Genomic DNA, 17,126 nt, shown 5'->3' on the forward strand with positions numbered 1-17,126 from the left:
GGACAAGCCCGGCCATGACGCGGAGAGGGTTCCGGATCGCGGGGACGCCGAAAGGCTCCTCTATAAAATTGATCGAGCGTTTCGGCGTCCCACGCCCCTCGACCAATTCACCCGCTCTTTGAAGTCGCCCGTCCTGACCGACCCCGCGCCGGGGACGGACGGCGCGTGCCCGGATGAGGGGCGCGGCGCGCACTACCAGCGCAGGAGCGCGCTGCCCCAGGTGAAGCCGCCGCCGATCGCCTCCAGCATCACGAGGTCGCCCTCCTTGATGCGGCCGTCGCGCCGGGCCGCGTCCAGCGCCAGGGGGATCGAGGCCGCGGAGGTGTTGCCGTGCCGGTCCACCGTGATGACGAGCTTCTCGCGGGGGATCCCGAGCTTGTCGGCGGAGGCCTCGATGATGCGGCGGTTCGCCTGGTGCGGGACGAACCAGGACAGGTCGTCCACCGTGACGCCGGCCTCCGCGAAGGCCTCGGTGACGACGTCCATCACCTTGCCGACCGCGAACTTGAAGACCTCGCGGCCCTCCATGCGGAGGTGGCCGGTGGTGCCGGTCGAGCCGGGCCCGCCATCGACATAGAGCTTGTCGCGGTAGCGCCCGTCGGAGCGGAGCTGGGTTGTGAGCACGCCGCGATCGGCACTCGTGCCCCGGCCTTCCGCGGCCTCCAGCACGACCGCGCCCGCGCCGTCGCCGAAGAGCACGCAGGTGCCGCGATCCGTCCAGTCGAGGATGCGCGAGAAGGTCTCCGCGCCCACGACCAGCGCGCGCTTGTGCGAGCCCGAGACGAGGAACTTGTCGGCCGTCGCGAGCCCGTAGACGAATCCCGTGCAGACGGCCTGCAGGTCGAAGGCGGCGCCGCCATGGATGCCGAGCCCGTGCTGGATCTGGGTGGCGGTGGACGGGAAGGTGTAGTCCGGGGTCGAGGTGGCGCAGACGACGAGGTCGATGTCGCCTGCCTCCAACCCGGCATCGGCGAGCGCCGCCTCCGCCGCCCTGATGCCGAGCACGGAGGTCGTCTCGCCCTCGGCCGCGATGTGACGCTCGCGGATGCCCGTACGCTGGACGATCCACTCGTCCGAGGTCGCGACCATCGCCTCGAGGTCCTTGTTGGTGAGGACACGCGGCGGCAGATAGGAGCCGCAGCCGCGCAGGATCGATCTCAGTCGGGTCAAGGGATGGTCTCAGGCCGGCCCGGATCCGGGATCGTCGTCGAGCATGTCCCGGATCGTGCGCATCAATTGGTGTTGCGCCATGTCATGCGCCATATCGATGGCGCTGGCAAAGCCAACGGCATCCGTCCCCCCGTGGCTCTTTACCACGATCCCTTCCAGGCCGAGGAAGACGCCCCCGTTGACCTTGCGCGGATCGAGCTTCTCGCGGAGCGCGTCGAAGGCGCCCTTGGCCAGGAGATAGCCGAGCTTCGCCGTCCAGGTGCGGCTCATGGCGGCCCGGAGATATTCCCCGACCTGCTTGGCGGTGCCCTCGGCGGTCTTGAGCGCGATGTTGCCGGCGAAGCCCTCGGTGACGACGACGTCGACCGTGCCGCGGCCGATATCGTCGCCCTCGACGAAGCCGTGATAGGCGAGGCCGGGAATGTTCGATTCGTGCAGGATGCGGCTGGCTTCCCGTACGGTCTCGACGCCCTTCATCTCCTCGGTCCCGACGTTCAGGAGCCCGACCGTCGGGACCGGGATGTCGAAGACGATGCGCGCCATCGCGGCGCCCATGATGGCCATGTCGACCAGGTGGGCCGCGTCGGCACCGATCGAGGCGCCCACGTCGAGCACGATGCTCTCCCCGCGCGTCGTCGGCCAGATCGCCGCGATCGCGGGACGCTCGATATGGGTCATGGTCTTCAGGCAGATCTTCGCCATCGCCATGAGGGCCCCGGTATTCCCGGCCGAGACCGCGGCATCCGCCTCGCCGTCGCGCACGGCCTGGATCGCCATCCACATGGAGGAGGTGCGCCTGCCGCTCCGGACCGCCTGGCTCGGCTTGGCGTCCATCGCGATCGTCACGTCGGTGTGCCGGATCTCGCTCGCGGCGGCGAGCTTCTCGCGGCCGGCGAGAAGAGGGCGGATGACGGTCTCGTTCCCGACCAGGATGAAGCGCATCTCCGGGTGGCGCTCCAGCGCCAGCGCCGCCCCGCCGATCACGACGGGAGGGCCCGAATCACCGCCCATGGCGTCGAGCGAAATCCGGACGGGCTGCGGCATGCCTTCGAGGAAGTTCGGGGAGGGGCGGGGACCATACCGCCTCCGCGCCGGACCGCAACCGCCTTGTCGCCGCCCCGGTTTCGCAGCCCGGGATCGGGCAGGTCAGGCCGCGTCGGACAGGGCGGCCGCCTCCGCCGGATCGAGGTCGGTGACGGTGCGGTTCCGGCCCGAGCCCTTCGCCCGGTACATGCAGGTGTCGGCACGGTCGAGGAGGGAGGTCGCGGTCTCGTGGCGGCGGAGGACGGCGACGCCGAGCGAGACGGTGATGCGGCCGAGCGACTCGCCCGTCGAGCGCTTCATGAGCTCGCGCGCCTCGACGTTGCGCCGGACCTTCTCGGCGACCTCGAAGGCCTGCTCGCGGGAGAGGCCGGGCAGGATCATGGCGAATTCCTCGCCGCCGAAGCGGGCGAGCGTCGCCTGGCCCTGGACCTGCTCGCCCATGGCCGTGCTGACGAGGCGCAGCACCTGGTCGCCCGTGAGGTGCCCGTAGGTGTCGTTGAAGCGCTTGAAATGATCGATGTCGATCACGACGAGCGACAGCGGGCTCTCGTTCGCCCGGGCCGAGATTGTCGCCGAGATCAGCATCTCCTCGAAATGCTTGCGGTTGCTGATCCCGGTGAGCGGGTCCGTCAGCGTCTCGACGCGGACGCGTTCGAGGGCCTCGCGAAGCGCCTCGATCTCGCCGCGGGAATCGCGGAGCCGCATCTCGAGCGAGCGGTTGTTGGCCGCGACCTCGCGCGTCGCCGCGACGAGCGCCTCGAGAATGTCGCGCAGGCCGCTGCGCTCCTGCGGCGCGGCGAGGTCCTCCGAGATCGCCTGCAGCGAGGCCCCGTACCTGGTGGTCGAGCCGAGCGCGTCGTCGATCATCGCGACGACCTGCTCGATCTCGCTCAGCATGCCGGTCCCGGCGCGCTCGGCCTGCACGCCGAGGCGTACCGTGGACAGATGCGCGTCGTAGAGCGCCTCGATCTGCTCCTCGGTGAGCTTCTCGCCGGATTTGAGGGCGTTCTTCACCGCGTCGTTCAGGAAGGGCTTCGCGCCGGCGACGTAGGTGAACCAGATCTCGTAGCTGTGCGGGGAGGCGGTGTCCGAATAGGCCCGCATCAGCTCGTTCGCCCGCTCCGCGATCGAGAAGGTCCGATTGGGCGATTGCATGCCGTTCCTCGACATCGTCGGCGAGGTCTCTGGCGCGCAGATCGCGCCGGACGGCGACGATGCGGGAGGAAAGCGAAGAACCCGTTAAGCGGGCTGGGCTCGGCCTATTTGTCGGATTTCTTCGGGACCGGGCGAGCCAGGAAGGCCGGGACGTGGTCCCCCATCCCGAGGACGCGCCCTTCGGCGGCCGGCGCGGCCTGGCGGACCGGCCGATGCGCAGCCTCTCGGCTGCCGCCCGAGACGGGGCGGCTTCCCCGCTCGCGAGCCGGACGGGGCTCCCGGCCCGCTCGGGCCTCGCGCGGCTTCGCCTCGCGCTCCTCCCGACGGGGTGCGGCGGAGCGGCTGGATACGCGGCGCGACCCGCGGTCGCGACGGGGACGCTCCTCGGCACCGCCCTCGGCGACGGGAGGACCCTCCCACGGGACGGACTGGCCGATCAGCGATTCGATCGCGGCGAGCGACTTCTCGTCCCCGGGTGCGACGAGCGTCACGGCATGGCCGGAGCGGCCGGCGCGGCCCGTCCGGCCGATGCGGTGGACATAGTCCTCCGCATGGTGCGGCACGTCGTAGTTGAGGACGTGGCTCACGGCCGGGATGTCGAGCCCGCGTGCCGCGACGTCGCTCGCGACCAGCAGCGCCACCGCGCCCGTCCGGAAGCTGTCGAGCGCCGCCATGCGGGCGCGCTGGTCCATGTCGCCGTGCAGGGCGGCGGCGTTGAAGCCGTGCCGCTGCAGCGAGCGATGCAGGACGGCCACGTCGCGCTTCCGGTTGCAGAAGATGATCGCGTTCTTGAAATCGGAGGCGGTGCGGATGAGCTCGCGGAGGCGCTGGCGCTTGTCGGCCGGGTCCGCGGGCGTGGCCACGAGCCGCTGCGTGATGGTGGCGGCCGTGCTGGAAGGCTTGGCAACCTCGGCCCGCACGGGATTGTGCAGGAAGGTGTCGGCGAGACGGGTGATCTCCGGCGGCATCGTCGCGGAGAAGAAGAGCGTCTGCCGCGTGAAGGGGACGAGCTTCACGATCCGCTCGATGTCCGGGATGAAGCCCATGTCGAGCATGCGGTCGGCCTCGTCGATGACGAGGAGCTCGACCCCGGTGAGAAGGAGCTTGCCGCGCTCGAAATGGTCGAGCAGCCGTCCCGGCGTGGCGATCAGGACATCGACGCCGCGGGTGAGCTTCGCGTCCTGATCGGCGAAGGAGACGCCGCCGATGATGAGAGCGACCGACAGGTTGTGATTCACCCCGTAACGCTCGAAGTTCTCCTCGACCTGCGCGGCGAGCTCGCGCGTCGGCTCGAGGATCAGCGTACGTGGCATCCTGGCCCGCGCGCGTCCCGTCTCCAGAAGCGTGAGCATCGGGAGCACGAAGGCCGCCGTCTTGCCGGTGCCCGTCTGGGCGATGCCGAGCACGTCGCGGCGCGCCAGGATGTGCGGGATCGCCTGGGTCTGGATGGGGGTCGGTTGCGAGTAGCCGGCTGCTGCGACCGACTGCAGCACCTTGTCGCTTAGCCCGAGGTCAGCGAAAGACATTCCGTTGGGGTAACCGTGCCGCCGCCACGGGCGACGATCGAAAGAGAGAATGCGAGGAAAACGCCGGCGGGCGCCTTTGGTTGTGATCCAGAGGCGGAATGAGGCCGACCTCGGCTATTTCGGGTCCACGGCCTCCATTGTCAAATCTGAAGCAGGATTCGGCGCGTCCTCGACGGTCGAGCTTCCCTTCAGGGGCGGCGCGGCACCGCGCAGGGGTCCAGCTTCGTGGCCGACCCGCCTCGCAGGATGGAGCCGGTCGTAGTGGGATCTGCGGCGCCGCCCGCCGTGATCGCGGCCAGGCGGGCAAGCGTCCCGTTGTCGAGAGCGGGGCCCGCCAGCCAGTTGGAGGCCAGGAAGGACAGAAAGGCGATCGCCGCCGCCGTCTTGACCGTCCACAGAAGGACTGAGCGCCGTCCCCCCTCCTCGCCGCCCAACATCGCCGCCTCGCGTCGTCTCTGGGAAGAGTTTCGCCAGTCAAGGTAAAGGTTGCGTTGCCACGCTCCTGGTGCCATTCGGGCCGGCGAAGTCTCAGACCTGCTCTGGCACGGGACCGGGGCGGTTTAGGACTTTGGAAGGGTTGTTGCTTGAGAACGCCGGAGGGGGTTGCGGGCGGATGTTGCCTGGAAGTGACAGACGCCAAAGCCACCATCCGATACAAGAGCACCCGGACCACTGACCTCAGATTGGATTCCCATATGAAGAAAATTCTACTCTCTTCGGTCGCCTTCCTCGGCCTCACGGCCGGCGCGATGGCTGCCGATCTTCCCTCCCGCCGGGCAGCTCCGGCCCCGTACGTCGCGGTCCCGGTCTTCACCTGGACCGGCTTCTATGTCGGTGTGAACGCCGGCTACGGCTTCGACGTCGGCACGAACGCCAACAACCCGTACGCGGTGTCTCCGGCCGGCCCGGCTACCCTGAGCGCTCCGCTCGGCGGCTACACGGGCACGGTGTTCCCGGGCGGGAACGGCAACCGTGACGGCTTCGTCGGCGGCGGCCAGATCGGCTACAACTACCAGATCGGCAACTTCGTCGTCGGTCTCGAGGCCGACATCCAGTATGCCGACCTCGTCAGCAACCGTTCCGGCACGACCGTCCTGGTTCCGGGGGTCGCCGGCTTCTTCGGCGCCACCGGCAACCGCCAGGGCGTTGACTGGTTCGGCACGGTTCGCGGCCGCGTCGGCTACGCCTGGGATCGCCTCCTCGTGTTCGGCACGGGTGGCTTCGCCTATGGCGACGGGCCGGACAACTGCAACTCCACCTTCGCGGCTGGCCGCTGCGTCGGCAACAACGACATCCGGACCGGCTGGGCGGCTGGTGGCGGCGTCGAGTACGCCTTCACCCCGAACCTGACCGGCAAGCTCGAGGCTCTCTACGTGAACCTCGACCGGAACGCGGCCTCCCGCTATGTGGGCGACTTCGTTGCCGGCGGCACCGCCACCCCGGTCTTCGTCAACGGCCGTGGCGCCCGCGACGAGGAGTTCGTGGTGGTCCGTGCTGGCCTGAACTACAAGTTCGGCACCTTCTAAGCCCTAACCGGCTTGGGACCGAAGGCCCGGCGGCGACGCCGGGCCTTTTTCGTTTCGGCACCTACGACGGTGGACCGTCGTCCGGCAGGGGTAGGCGGCACCACGAGAAAGGCCCCGGCATCGCTGCCGGGGCCTTTCTCGTTTCAGGTCCGCCCGCAAGCTGCGGGGCGGCGCTCGTCAGATGTCGAGGGCGGCCTCGTCCGCGAAGGCGGCGCGTTCCTGGATGAACGCGAAGCGGGCCTCGGGCTTGTTGCCCATCAGGCGCTCGATCGCATCGCCCGTGCCGGCCTCGTCCTCGGGGACGACGGTGACCCGGAGCAGCGTGCGCTTCTTCGGATCCATCGTGGTCTCCTTGAGCTGCGCCGGCAACATCTCGCCGAGCCCCTTGAAGCGCCCGACCTCGACCTTGCCCGATCCCTTGAAGACCGTACGGATCAGTTCCTCCTTGTGCGCGTCGTCGCGCGCATAGACCGTCTTGGCGCCCTGCGTGAGCCGGTAGAGCGGAGGCACGGCCAGATACAGGTGGCCGTTGTCGATCAGCTTGTGCGTCTGCCGGTAGAAGAAGGTGATGAGAAGCGAGGCGATATGCGCGCCGTCCACGTCCGCGTCGGTCATGATGATGACCTTCTCGTAGCGGAGCTCCTCGTCCCGGTACTGACTTCCCGTGCCGCAGCCGAGGGCCTGGATTAGGTCCGAGAGCTGCTGATTCTGCACCAGCTTGTCGCGGCCCGCCGAGGCGACGTTGAGGATCTTGCCCCGCAGCGGCAGCACGGCCTGGGTATTCCGGTCGCGCGCCTGTTTGGCGCTGCCGCCCGCCGAGTCGCCCTCGACGATGAACAGTTCCGATCCGGCCGCGCCCGCCTTGGTGCAGTCGGCGAGCTTGCCGGGGAGGCGGAGCTTGCGAGTCGCGCTCTTCCTGGCGACCTCCTTCTCGGCCCGGCGGCGCAGGCGCTCTTCGGCGCGCTCGACGACCCAGTCGAGCAGCTTGTTGGCCTGGGCGGGAGAGGCCGCGAGCCAGTGGTCGAAGGCGTCGCGGACCGTGCCCTCCACGATACGCGACGCCTCCTGGGTCGCCAGCTTGTCCTTGGTCTGGCCCTGGAACTCCGGCTCGCGGATGAAGACGGAGAGCATGGAGGCGCATTGCGCCATCACGTCGTCCGTCGTGACCGCGGCCATCCGCTTGCCCTGGTTCACGCGCTCGGCGTATTCGCGCAGCCCGCGCAGGAGCGCCACGCGCAGCCCGCTCTCGTGCGTGCCGCCCTCGGGCGTGGGGATCGTGTTGCAGTACGAGGAGGAGAAGCCGTCCGCGTCCGCGAGCCAGGCCACCGCCCATTCGAGCGAGCCGTGCCCGCCGGGCTTGGTGACCTTGCCGGAGAAGATGCCTTCCGCGATCGGGGTCGAGCCTTCGATCTCCTTCATCAGGTAGTCGCGCAGGCCGCCCGGGAACCGGAAGGTCGCCTCCGGCGGGACGTTGTCGATTCCGGCGAGGAGCGAGGGCGCACATTTCCAGCGGATCTCGACCCCGCCGAACAGATAGGCCTTGGAGCGCGCCATCTTGAAGACGCGCCGCGGGCTGAACCTCGCGTCAGCCCCGAAGATCTGCGCGTCCGGATGGAAGCGAACCCTGGTGCCGCGGCGGTTGAGCACGCGGCCGACCTCCTTCACGGGGCCCTGGGGCAGGCCGCGCGAATAGGACTGGCGATAGAGGGTCTGGTTGCGGGCGACCTCGACCTCGAGCACGTCGGAGAGCGCGTTCACGACGGAGACGCCGACCCCGTGCAGGCCGCCGGACGTCTCGTAGACCTTGGAATCGAACTTCCCCCCCGCATGGAGCGTGGTGAGGATCACCTCGAGCGCGGACTTCTTCGGGAATTTCGGGTGCGGGTCGACCGGGATGCCGCGGCCGTTGTCGGTGACGGTGAGGAATCCCCCTTCCTCGAGTTCCACCTCGATGAAGGTGGCATGCCCCGCGACCGCTTCGTCCATCGAGTTGTCGATGACCTCGGCGAAGAGATGGTGAAGGGCCTTCTCGTCCGTCCCGCCGATATACATGCCCGGGCGGCGGCGGACCGGCTCCAGACCCTCCAGAACCTCGATCGCCGAAGCATCGTAGCCTGCCTCCGCAGTGGCGGGCGGGGGCGAAAGCGGCCGCGTGCGGGCCGGCCGGGCGGGAGGGGCGGCCGAGGCATTCGCCGCTGTGCCGGCAGTCCGGGACTGTGCAAGCTTGCGCAGGGCTGCGCCGCCGCCGAAGAGGTCGCTATCGGCCATCTCGTACTCAACAGGGGTGATTCGCCAACCCGCACTCTACCGCAACGCGGGTAAAGAGAACGAACCGTAAACCTCGCCGTCCGGGGCCGCTCGTCGCGGTAAGTTGAGCCGAGCTGGCCGGCTCAGCCTTTCGCCTTCGTCCGCTTGGGCGCGGCAGCCTTCTTCGCCTTCGGGGCTGCCGATGCCTTCGATCCGGCCGAGCGTTTGGCCGGGGTCTTCGCGGCAGGTGTCCGCGTCCTGGCCGCGCCACGCTTGCCCTTGGAGGGACCCGCGGCCCGCCGCTCGGCGAGGAGCTGCAGCGCCTCCTCCAGAGTCAAGGCGTCGGGGCTCTTCTCCCTTGGCAAGGTGGCATTGGTCTCGCCGTCGGTCACGTAGGGACCGTAGCGGCCCGCCTTCAGGGCGACGGTCTTGCCCGTCTCCGGATCCTGACCGAGCGGCTTTCCCGGATCGGCGGCGCGGCCGCCTCGCCCGCCGCCGGCTTCCTTGCTCATCACCAGATCGACCGCACGGTTCGCGCCGATCTGGAGCACGTCGTCGCCGGGCCCGAGGCTCGCATAGGTCTTGCCGTGCTGGACATAGGGACCGTAGCGCCCGATTCCGGCCAGGATCGGCTCGCCCGTTTCCGGATGTCGCGTGATCTCGCGCGGAAGCGCCAGATAGGCGAGGGCGCGTTCGAGATCGATCGAGGCCGGATCGACACCCTTCGGAATGGAGGAACGCTTCGGCTTCTCCCCGTTTTCGGCCTCGCCGAGCTGGATGAAGGTGCCGAAGCGGCCGTCCCGGATCGTCACGGGCAGGCCTGTCTCGGGGTCTTCCCCGAGATGGCGGATGCCGGGCGTGGCGCCGCCGTTCGCGTCCTCCGCATTCGGCGCGGAGGCGGCGAGCTGCCGCGTGTAGCGGCATTCCGGATAGTTCGAGCAGCCGATGAAGGCCCCGAACTTGCCGAGCTTGAGCGAGAGCTGGCCCTGGTTGCAGTTCGGGCAGAGACGCGGATCGGAGCCGTCGGGTTTCGGCGGGAAGATGTGCGGCCCGAGCAGTTCGTTCAGCGCCTCGAGCACCTCTCCGGTGCGAAGCTCCTTGGTCTCCTCCACGGCCTTGGCGAAGCTGATCCAGAAGTCGCGCAGGACCTGCTTCCAGTCGATCTCGTTGTTCGAGATCCGGTCGAGCTGCTCTTCGAGGTCGGCCGTGAAGTCGTACTCGACGTAGCGCCGGAAGAAGCTCTCCAGGAAGGCGACGACCAGCCGTCCCTTGTCCTCCGGCACGAGCCGCTTCTTCTCCAGCCGGACATATTCGCGCTCGCGCAGCACGGCGAGGATGGCCGCATAGGTCGAGGGGCGGCCGATCCCGAGCTCCTCCATGCGCTTGACGAGGCTTGCCTCCGAGAACCGGGGCGGGGGCTCGGTGAAGTGCTGCGTCGCCGCGATGCGGCGGCGCTCCAGCGCCTCGCCCTGCCGCATCGGAGGCAGCCGGCGCTCGTCGTCATCCTCCCCGCCTCCCGCGCCGGGCTCGGGATCGTCGCGATCCTCGCGGTAGAGGCGCAGGAAGCCGTCGAACTTCACGACTTGGCCGGTGGCCCGCAGCTCCAGCCGGCGCGGGCCGACCTGCGCCTCGATCTCGACCGTGGTCCGTTCGAGCTCGGCTGATTCCATCTGGCTCGCCACCGTGCGGGTCCAGATCAGGTCGTAGAGCTTCGCCTGGTCCGGATCGAGCCGGTTCACCACCGAAGCCGGCAGGCGGCCCATGTCCGTCGGCCGGATCGCCTCGTGCGCTTCCTGCGCGTTCTTGGCCTTCGTGACGTAGCGGCGCGGCGCGGACGGGAGATACCGGTCGCCGTATTCCTTGCCGATCACGCGGCGCGCGGCCTGAACCGCCTCCGGGGCCATGTCGACCCCGTCCGTCCGCATATAGGTGATGAGCCCGATCGTCTCGCCGCCGATCTCTACGCCCTCGTACAGGCGCTGCGCTACCCGCATCGTATGGGCGGGCGCAAAGCCGAGCTTGCGCGAGGCCTCCTGCTGCAGGGTGGACGTCGTGAAGGGCGGCTGCGGGTGGCGCTTGGCGGGCTTCGCCTCGACCGACACGACCCGGAAGGTCGCCAGCTCCAGGTCGCGCCGGAAGCGCTCGGCCTCCTCGCCCGTGCCCACGTCGAGGCGCGCGATCTTGCGCCCGTCGGCCCCGACGAGCCGCGCCTCGAACACGGCACCCTGGCTCGTGGCGAGATGCGCCACGATCGACCAGTATTCGCGCGGCACGAAGGTCTCGATCTCGAGCTCGCGGTCGCAGATCAGCCGGAGCGCGACGGATTGGACGCGCCCGGCGGAGCGGGCGCCGGGGAGCTTGCGCCAGAGCACCGGGGACAGCGTGAAGCCGACGAGATAGTCGAGCGCCCGGCGCGCCAGGTAGGCATCGACCAGGGCGCCGTCGATCTGGCGCGGGGCGCGCATGGCCGCCGCGACCGCGTCCTTGGTGATGGCGTTGAAGGTGACGCGCTCGATCGGCGTGTCCTTGAGGACCTTCTTCTCCTTGAGGGCCTCCACGACGTGCCAGGAGATCGCCTCGCCCTCGCGATCGGGGTCCGTGGCGAGAATGAGCTTCTCGGCGCCGCGCACCGCCTTGGCGATTTCGGAGACACGCTTCGCGCCGCGGCTCTCGAGCTCCCAGATCATGCGGAAATCGTGATCCGGATCGACGGAGCCGTCCTTGGCCGGCAGGTCGCGGATATGGCCGAACGAAGCCAGGACCTCGTAGCCCGGGCCCAGATACTTGTTGATCGTCTTCGCCTTGGCGGGCGATTCCACGACGACGACTTTCATGCGCCGATAGCGCCTTGTCCGCTGCGATGAAGGGGATCGGCTCGTGGCCGGCCGGCTTAACTGGTGCAGCGGCGGCCCCAAGTCAAATCGCGGTGGCGCCGGGACCGGCAGGCGGTCATCCGCAAGGCTTGCTGGCCCTTCTGCCGAACCCTATAGCGGTCGCCTCAGCATGGACCCCGCCCGCGCCGTCTTCCCGCATCGCCACCTCCTCGGCATCGAAGGGCTTTCGCCGATCGACATCGAGGCGTTGCTCGACATGGCCGACGAGGCGGTCGACGTCTCCCGCCAGGTCGAGAAGAAGAAGGCCACCCTTCGCGGCCGGACCCAGATCAACCTCTTCTTCGAACCGTCGACCCGGACGCAGTCCTCGTTCGAGATCGCAGGCAAGCGGCTCGGCGCCGACGTGATGAACATGTCGGTGGCCTCCTCCTCCGTGAAGAAGGGCGAGACCCTCATCGACACCGCCGCCACCCTGAACGCGATGCGGCCCGACATCATCATCGTGCGTCACCATGCGGCAGGTGCGGTTCATCTGCTGGCCCGCAAGGTCGACTGCTCCGTCGTCAATGCGGGCGACGGCGCGCACGAGCATCCGACCCAGGCGCTGCTCGACGCGCTGACGATCCGCCGCAATCGCGGCCGTATCCAGGGCCTGCTCGTCGCGATCTGCGGCGACATCCTCCATTCGCGCGTCGCCCGCTCGAACATCATCCTGCTCCAGGCGCTCGGGGCCCGCGTGCGGGTGATCGGCCCCTCGACCCTGATGCCGGCCGGGATCGAGCGCTTCGGCGTCGAGGTCTTCCGCGACATGCGCAAGGGCCTGGAAGGGGTCGATATCGTGATGATGCTGCGCCTTCAGCGCGAGCGCATGAACGGCTCCTTCGTGCCCTCCGTGAAGGAGTATTTCCGCTATTACGGCCTCGATGCCGAGAAGCTGTCGGCAGCCAAGCCGGACGCGCTGGTCATGCATCCCGGGCCGATGAATCGCGGCGTGGAGATATCGTCTGAGGTCGCGGACGGCGCGCAGTCCCTCATCCGCGAGCAGGTCGAGATGGGGGTCGCCGTCCGGATGGCCGTGCTCGAAGCTCTCGCCCGCAACCTGCCGAACGGCTGAGGCCCCGGCTCACCCGGCAGCAAGCCTGTCCATCCAGGCGCGGGAGCGCACGAGGTCGGCCTGGATCAGGGCGTGGCCGCCGGGAAGGATCTCGTGCTCCACCGCTGCGCCGGCCGCGGCGAGCGTCGCGGCGAGCCGCTTCGGGTTGTCGATCGGCACGATCGGATCCGCCGATCCCGAGAGGATCAGCACGGGCGTGCCCGGAAGCCGGACCGGCGACGCCTCGCGGAATGGCTCCATCGCCCGGATCAGGATCGCCCCGGCGAATGCATCTGGACGGAGCAGGAGCATGGCGGCCGCGATATTCGCCCCGTTCGAGAACCCGAGCGCCACCGGTGCCGACAGGCCGTAGGCTTTGCGCGCCTGATCCACGAAACCGGCAAGCTCGTCGGCGCGCCGGCGGAGGTCGTCCTCGTCGAAGACTCCTTCGGCAAGGCGGCGAAAGAAGCGCGGCATACCGCCCTCCAGCACCTTGCCGCGCGGCGACAGGAGAGCGGCGCCGGGCGCGACGGTGCGGCCGAGTGGGATGAGGTCTGTCTCGTCGCCGCCGGTCCCGTGCAGAAGCAGGACCGGCGGCGGGCCGGGACGAACCGCCGGCTCGAAGCGGTGGACGAAGGAGAGGGCAGGGGCGGACATCACGCCACCTTGGGCAGGACGGCCTCGATCTCGGCCCGGCGCTCCTCCAGGCCCGGGGGCAGCTTCAGCGCACGGCCGAGCTCCTCCGGCGCCTCGTCGACCGCGAAGCCGGGAATGTCGGTCGCGATCTCGAACAGCACCCCGCCGGGCTCACGGAAATAGACCGACCGGAAGTAGTTGCGGTCGCGCTGCTCCGTGGTCGCCAGACCGTGATCGCGGGCGAGCTTCTCGACCATCGCACGCTCGGCCTCGTCGTCCGCCGCCCGGAAGGCGACGTGATGTACGGTCCCGCCGCCCGGACGGCCCTTGAGAAAGTCGCCGACCTCGCGGATTTGCACGATGCCGCCGCGGCTCGCGCCCGAAGCGAAGCGCAGGACCGAGCCTTCGCGGCCGGTTTCCGCAAGCCCGAAGACATCCTGCAGGATGGCGCCGGTCGGGCCGGCCTCCTTCAGCAGCAGCGTGACCGAGTGGAGGCCGCGGATCGCATGCTCGACGGGAACATCCGCGCCGCTCCACAGGCCCTCATCCTGGTCCGGCAAATCCGTCGAGACGAGCGCCAGCCGCGTGCCGTCCGGATCGCGAAACGGCAGGACCGTCTCGCCGAACCGCCGCACCGGGTTGTCGTGCTCGACGCCCTCCGAAACGAAGCGGTGGGTCCAGTAGCCGATAGCCGTAGAGGGAACCTGGAAGGCGGTCTCGGCGGTCTCGCCGATGCCGAGCCGGCCGGGCGCGGCATGCTCCCACGGGAAGAATGTGAGGATCGTGCCGGGGCTGCCCGCGCTGTCGCCATAGTAGAAGTGGTACGTGCTCGGATCGTCGAAGTTCACGGTCTTCTTGACGAGACGCAGTCCCAGGACGCGGGTATAGAAGTCCAGGTTGCGGCGGGCCAGACCAGAGATCGCGGTCACGTGGTGGATGCCGTTCGTCATCGGATCGCTCCTGCTAAGCTCTGAGGCTTGGCCGATGAGGTAAATCTCCGACGAGACGGCCGCATCGGGCTGCCGCTTGCGCCGATGCAAGCCTTCGCTGGCCGGGATCATCACCGTGTCGCGGTGCAGCTACTTGCGAATGGCAAAGTTTCTACAACGCATAACGGCGCAGGGCGTTCCAAAAAATCTTCATCCGGTCGCATTCCAGCCACATGCCCCGGCGAAAGGGCGCGCCGCGGCGGCCCGATTACCGGGCTGAGCGACACGGAGGTGAGATGCGGGTTTGGACCGAGGCGACGTTCAGGGAAGCGGCAGAGCTCGATCCGGACACGCAAGACCCCGTCCTCTGGCTTTCTTCCCGCGAACCCGGGCGGCGGCTCGGCACGGTGCTCGATGCTATCGACCGGGCGGGATCCCGTGTCGGGCGCATCACGGCCGTGATCGGCTTCGGGTTCCTGGCGAGCGGCGCCATTCCGAATTCAGCGCTCGCTCCGGTCGGATCGGCGCACGCGGCCGGCGAGCGTTTCAAGTTGCAGCCCGTCTTTCCCGTGCTCGTGGAGCATGTGAATGAGCCGACCGTTCGCGGGATCGACCCGATCCGTCCGGTGACGGCCGTGCCGGCTGCGGTCGCGATCCCGCCGGCGGCGACGGTCACGGCTGTCGAGGATATGCGTGCCGTGACCCAGAGTGCCCCGGACCGGCCCGCCGAGCTTGCCATGCCGGCAGCGACGCCGCGTTCGGAGATCGCTGCGGCTTCGCCCTCGCCCGGCGAGATCAGGCATCCGAGCTTCGAGGAGAGCCGAGACGAGGTCGAGGACTACCTGCGCTTCGGCTCGCGCGAGCTTCCCCGCCGCTTGGTCGAGACCATCGTGAAGGCGGCCCATGCGACCGATGTGGACCCGATCTACCTGATGGCGCTGGCCGACAAGGAATCGAGCTTCCGCACCGAGGTCAGAGCCGCGACGTCCAGCGCGGAAGGGCTGTTCCAGTTCATCGAGCGCACGTGGCTCGATACGGTGAAGGCGTTCGGGCCGAAGCACGGGCTCGGGGCCGAGGCGGCGCTGATCGAGACCGTGGACGACAAGCCGACCGTGGCCGACGACGCGGACCGCACCCGCATCCTCAATCTCCGTCGCGACCCTTATGTGGCGGCCGTGATGGCGGCCGAGATGCTGCGGCGTGACGCTGCCTTGATCGGGCTCAAGATCGGACGCGAGCTCAATGCGACCGAGATGTATCTCGCCCATTTCCTCGGGCTCGACGGGGCGACGCGCTTCATCGCCATGAAGGCCGCCAGGAAGGCGAAGAGCGCGACTGCGGCCTTCCCGGCCGCTGCGCGGGCGAATGCGTCGATCTTCTTCGAGCGTGGCCGGAAAGGCCGCCGCAAGGGTCTGTCCGTGCCGGAAGTCTATGCCAAGATCGACCGGATGATCGACGCCCGGCTCGAGATGTTCCGGCCCGTCAAGGTGATGGCCGAGGCGGGCCCCAACGGCTGAAGCCGTTCAGAGTCGCCCCTCATAGGCGGCGCGGAAGAGCCTCAGCGAAGCGTCCCGATCGAGCGGGACGGGATTGCCGCCTGCCGTGGGATCTCTCGGCGCCATGTCGGCGACGAGCTCCGCCTTCTCGTCGTCGACGCCGAGCTCCTTGAGCGTGTTCGGCACTCCGATGCGCTCGCGAAGCCCGAGCACCCAATCGGTGAAGCCGGAATACCCGCCGGAGAGCCCGAGATAGGCCGCCACGCGGCCGATCCGCTCCTCGATCGCGGGCCGGTTGAAGGCGAGCACATAGGGGATGAATACGGCATTGGTCATGCCGTGATGGGTGTCGTAGAGCGCGCCGACCGGGTGCGAGAGGGCGTGGATGGCGCCGAGCCCCTTCTGAAAGGCGGTGGCGCCCATGGCGGCCGCCGACATCATGTCCGCCCGCGCATCGATGTCCGTTCCGTCCGCCACGGCGCGCGCGAGCGCCTCGGCGACGAGCCGCATGCCCTCCGCCGCGATGCCGTCCGCCATCGGGTGGTAGCCCGGCGCGCAATAGGCTTCGAGGCAATGCGCGAACGCGTCCATGCCGGTCCCGGCCGTGATCGATGGCGGCATGCCGACCGTCAGCTCGGGATCGCAGATGGTGATCGCTGGCATCATCTTCGGGTGGAAGATGACCTTCTTGGCGTGGCTCGCCTCGTCCGTGATGACCCCGGCGCGGCCCACCTCCGAGCCTGTGCCCGCCGTTGTCGGCACGGCCACGACCGGCGCGATCCCGCTCGGGTCGGCCCGCGTCCACCAATCGCCGACATCCTCGAAGTCCCACATGGGCCGCGTCTGGCCGGCCATGAAGGCGATGACCTTGCCGGCATCCAGCGCGGAACCGCCGCCGAAGGCGACGACCCCATCGTGCCCGCCCTCCCGCAGCACCGCGATACCGGCTTCGACATTGGCCGAGACGGGGTTCGGCCTGATGTCGGAGAACACGGCCCGGCCGAGCCCGGCCGCATCCAGCGAGGCCAGGGCGGACTGGACCATCGGCATGGCCGCAAGGCGCGGGTCGGTGACGAGGAGCGGCCGCTCCATGCCCGCACTGCGCACGGCTTCCGGCAGCTCGCAGATGCGCCCGACGCCGAAGCGCACGGAGGTCGGAAAATTCCAGTTGGAGCGCTGCGGTCTCACGGGGGCATCCTTGGCAGCCTCAGGCGGCATGGTTCAGCGCAATGTCGAACGCGTCGAAATTGCGCAACACGCGGCCTGCGGGCACGTCGACCTTCCGGCTCGCGATCAGCGGCACGACCTGCTCGGTCAGCCCGCCATGCGAGCGCAGCGGCTCGGTGAGCCCGGAGAGGTCGTGCCTCGCGGCCGCCCGGTGGGGGTCTTCGGCCAGCGATAGGTCCGGCCATTGACCGCGACCTCCTGGCCGAAGCGGGACTGCATGTTCATGGGGGATTCTTAGGCGGT

The 17,126-nt window shown here is 69.1% G+C and carries 13 protein-coding genes and 1 pseudogene; 3 read left to right on the top strand and 11 right to left on the bottom strand.

Translation table 11 applies throughout. The features are described from left to right. Positions 1–192 precede the first annotated feature (192 nt). From HJG44_RS05210 to HJG44_RS05230, 5 genes are all read right to left on the bottom strand, one after another. Positions 193–1,170, bottom strand: coding sequence for a beta-ketoacyl-ACP synthase 3 (locus tag HJG44_RS05210; protein WP_281411485.1), 978 nt, complete (start codon positions 1,168–1,170; stop codon positions 193–195). A gap of 9 nt (positions 1,171–1,179) precedes the next feature. After that, the gene (gene plsX / locus HJG44_RS05215; RefSeq protein ID WP_171217337.1) at positions 1,180–2,214 is read right to left on the bottom strand and encodes a phosphate acyltransferase PlsX; all 1,035 of its coding nucleotides are present in this window, start codon (positions 2,212–2,214) and stop codon (positions 1,180–1,182) included. Between the two features lie 102 nt (positions 2,215–2,316). After that, positions 2,317–3,369, bottom strand: a complete 1,053-nt coding sequence (locus tag HJG44_RS05220) for a GGDEF domain-containing protein (protein ID WP_246736083.1) — start codon at positions 3,367–3,369, stop codon at positions 2,317–2,319. Positions 3,370–3,473: 104 nt separating this feature from the next. Continuing rightward, entirely contained in the window at positions 3,474–4,895 is a 1,422-nt protein-coding gene (locus tag HJG44_RS05225) for a DEAD/DEAH box helicase (protein ID WP_171217338.1), read from the bottom strand. A 188-nt stretch (positions 4,896–5,083) separates the two neighbouring features. Then, positions 5,084–5,332, bottom strand: a complete 249-nt coding sequence (locus HJG44_RS05230) for a hypothetical protein (protein WP_171217339.1) — start codon at positions 5,330–5,332, stop codon at positions 5,084–5,086. A 258-nt stretch (positions 5,333–5,590) separates the two neighbouring features. On the opposite strand from HJG44_RS05230, the gene HJG44_RS05235 reads away from it, so the two are divergent. Next, entirely contained in the window at positions 5,591–6,421 is an 831-nt protein-coding gene (locus tag HJG44_RS05235; protein WP_171217340.1) for an outer membrane protein, read from the top strand. Positions 6,422–6,598: 177 nt separating this feature from the next. Here HJG44_RS05235 and parE read toward each other — a convergent pair whose 3' ends face one another. Together parE and topA are read right to left on the bottom strand one after the other, a co-directional pair. Continuing rightward, positions 6,599–8,689, bottom strand: a complete 2,091-nt coding sequence (parE, locus tag HJG44_RS05240; RefSeq protein WP_171217341.1) for a DNA topoisomerase IV subunit B — start codon at positions 8,687–8,689, stop codon at positions 6,599–6,601. 122 nt (positions 8,690–8,811) lie between these two features. Beyond that, the gene (topA, locus tag HJG44_RS05245; RefSeq protein WP_171217342.1) at positions 8,812–11,502 is read right to left on the bottom strand and encodes a type I DNA topoisomerase; all 2,691 of its coding nucleotides are present in this window, start codon (positions 11,500–11,502) and stop codon (positions 8,812–8,814) included. A 169-nt stretch (positions 11,503–11,671) separates the two neighbouring features. Here topA and HJG44_RS05250 point away from each other — a divergent pair, with 169 nt between their 5' ends. Then, the gene (locus tag HJG44_RS05250; protein ID WP_171217343.1) at positions 11,672–12,616 is read left to right on the top strand and encodes an aspartate carbamoyltransferase catalytic subunit; all 945 of its coding nucleotides are present in this window, start codon (positions 11,672–11,674) and stop codon (positions 12,614–12,616) included. Positions 12,617–12,625: 9 nt separating this feature from the next. Here HJG44_RS05250 and HJG44_RS05255 read toward each other — a convergent pair whose 3' ends face one another. Both HJG44_RS05255 and HJG44_RS05260 read right to left on the bottom strand, forming a co-directional pair. Further along, on the bottom strand, positions 12,626–13,252 hold the full coding sequence (locus HJG44_RS05255; RefSeq protein ID WP_171217344.1) for an alpha/beta hydrolase: 627 nt from the start codon (positions 13,250–13,252) through the stop codon (positions 12,626–12,628). Further along, positions 13,252–14,181: a ring-cleaving dioxygenase gene (locus HJG44_RS05260; RefSeq protein ID WP_171217345.1), complete on the bottom strand. Its 930-nt coding sequence runs from the start codon at positions 14,179–14,181 to the stop codon at positions 13,252–13,254. Before HJG44_RS05260 ends, HJG44_RS05255 begins: the two co-directional genes overlap by 1 nt. Positions 14,182–14,456: 275 nt before the next feature. Here HJG44_RS05260 and HJG44_RS05265 point away from each other — a divergent pair, with 275 nt between their 5' ends. Next, positions 14,457–15,677, top strand: coding sequence for a transglycosylase SLT domain-containing protein (locus tag HJG44_RS05265; RefSeq protein ID WP_171217346.1), 1,221 nt, complete (start codon positions 14,457–14,459; stop codon positions 15,675–15,677). A gap of 6 nt (positions 15,678–15,683) precedes the next feature. On the opposite strand, the gene HJG44_RS05270 is transcribed toward HJG44_RS05265, so the two are convergent. After that, positions 15,684–16,844 (bottom strand): iron-containing alcohol dehydrogenase, encoded by a 1,161-nt coding sequence (locus HJG44_RS05270; RefSeq protein ID WP_346767097.1) that lies wholly within the window; start codon positions 16,842–16,844, stop codon positions 15,684–15,686. Between the two features lie 19 nt (positions 16,845–16,863). After that, a pseudogene (locus HJG44_RS05275) lies at positions 16,864–17,022 on the bottom strand (phosphonoacetate hydrolase); the annotation flags it as partial. Between the last annotated feature and the right edge of the window lie 104 nt (positions 17,023–17,126).

It is taken from the genome of Enterovirga aerilata, from assembly GCF_013044135.1.
GTDB classification, from domain to species: domain Bacteria; phylum Pseudomonadota; class Alphaproteobacteria; order Rhizobiales; family Beijerinckiaceae; genus Enterovirga; species Enterovirga aerilata.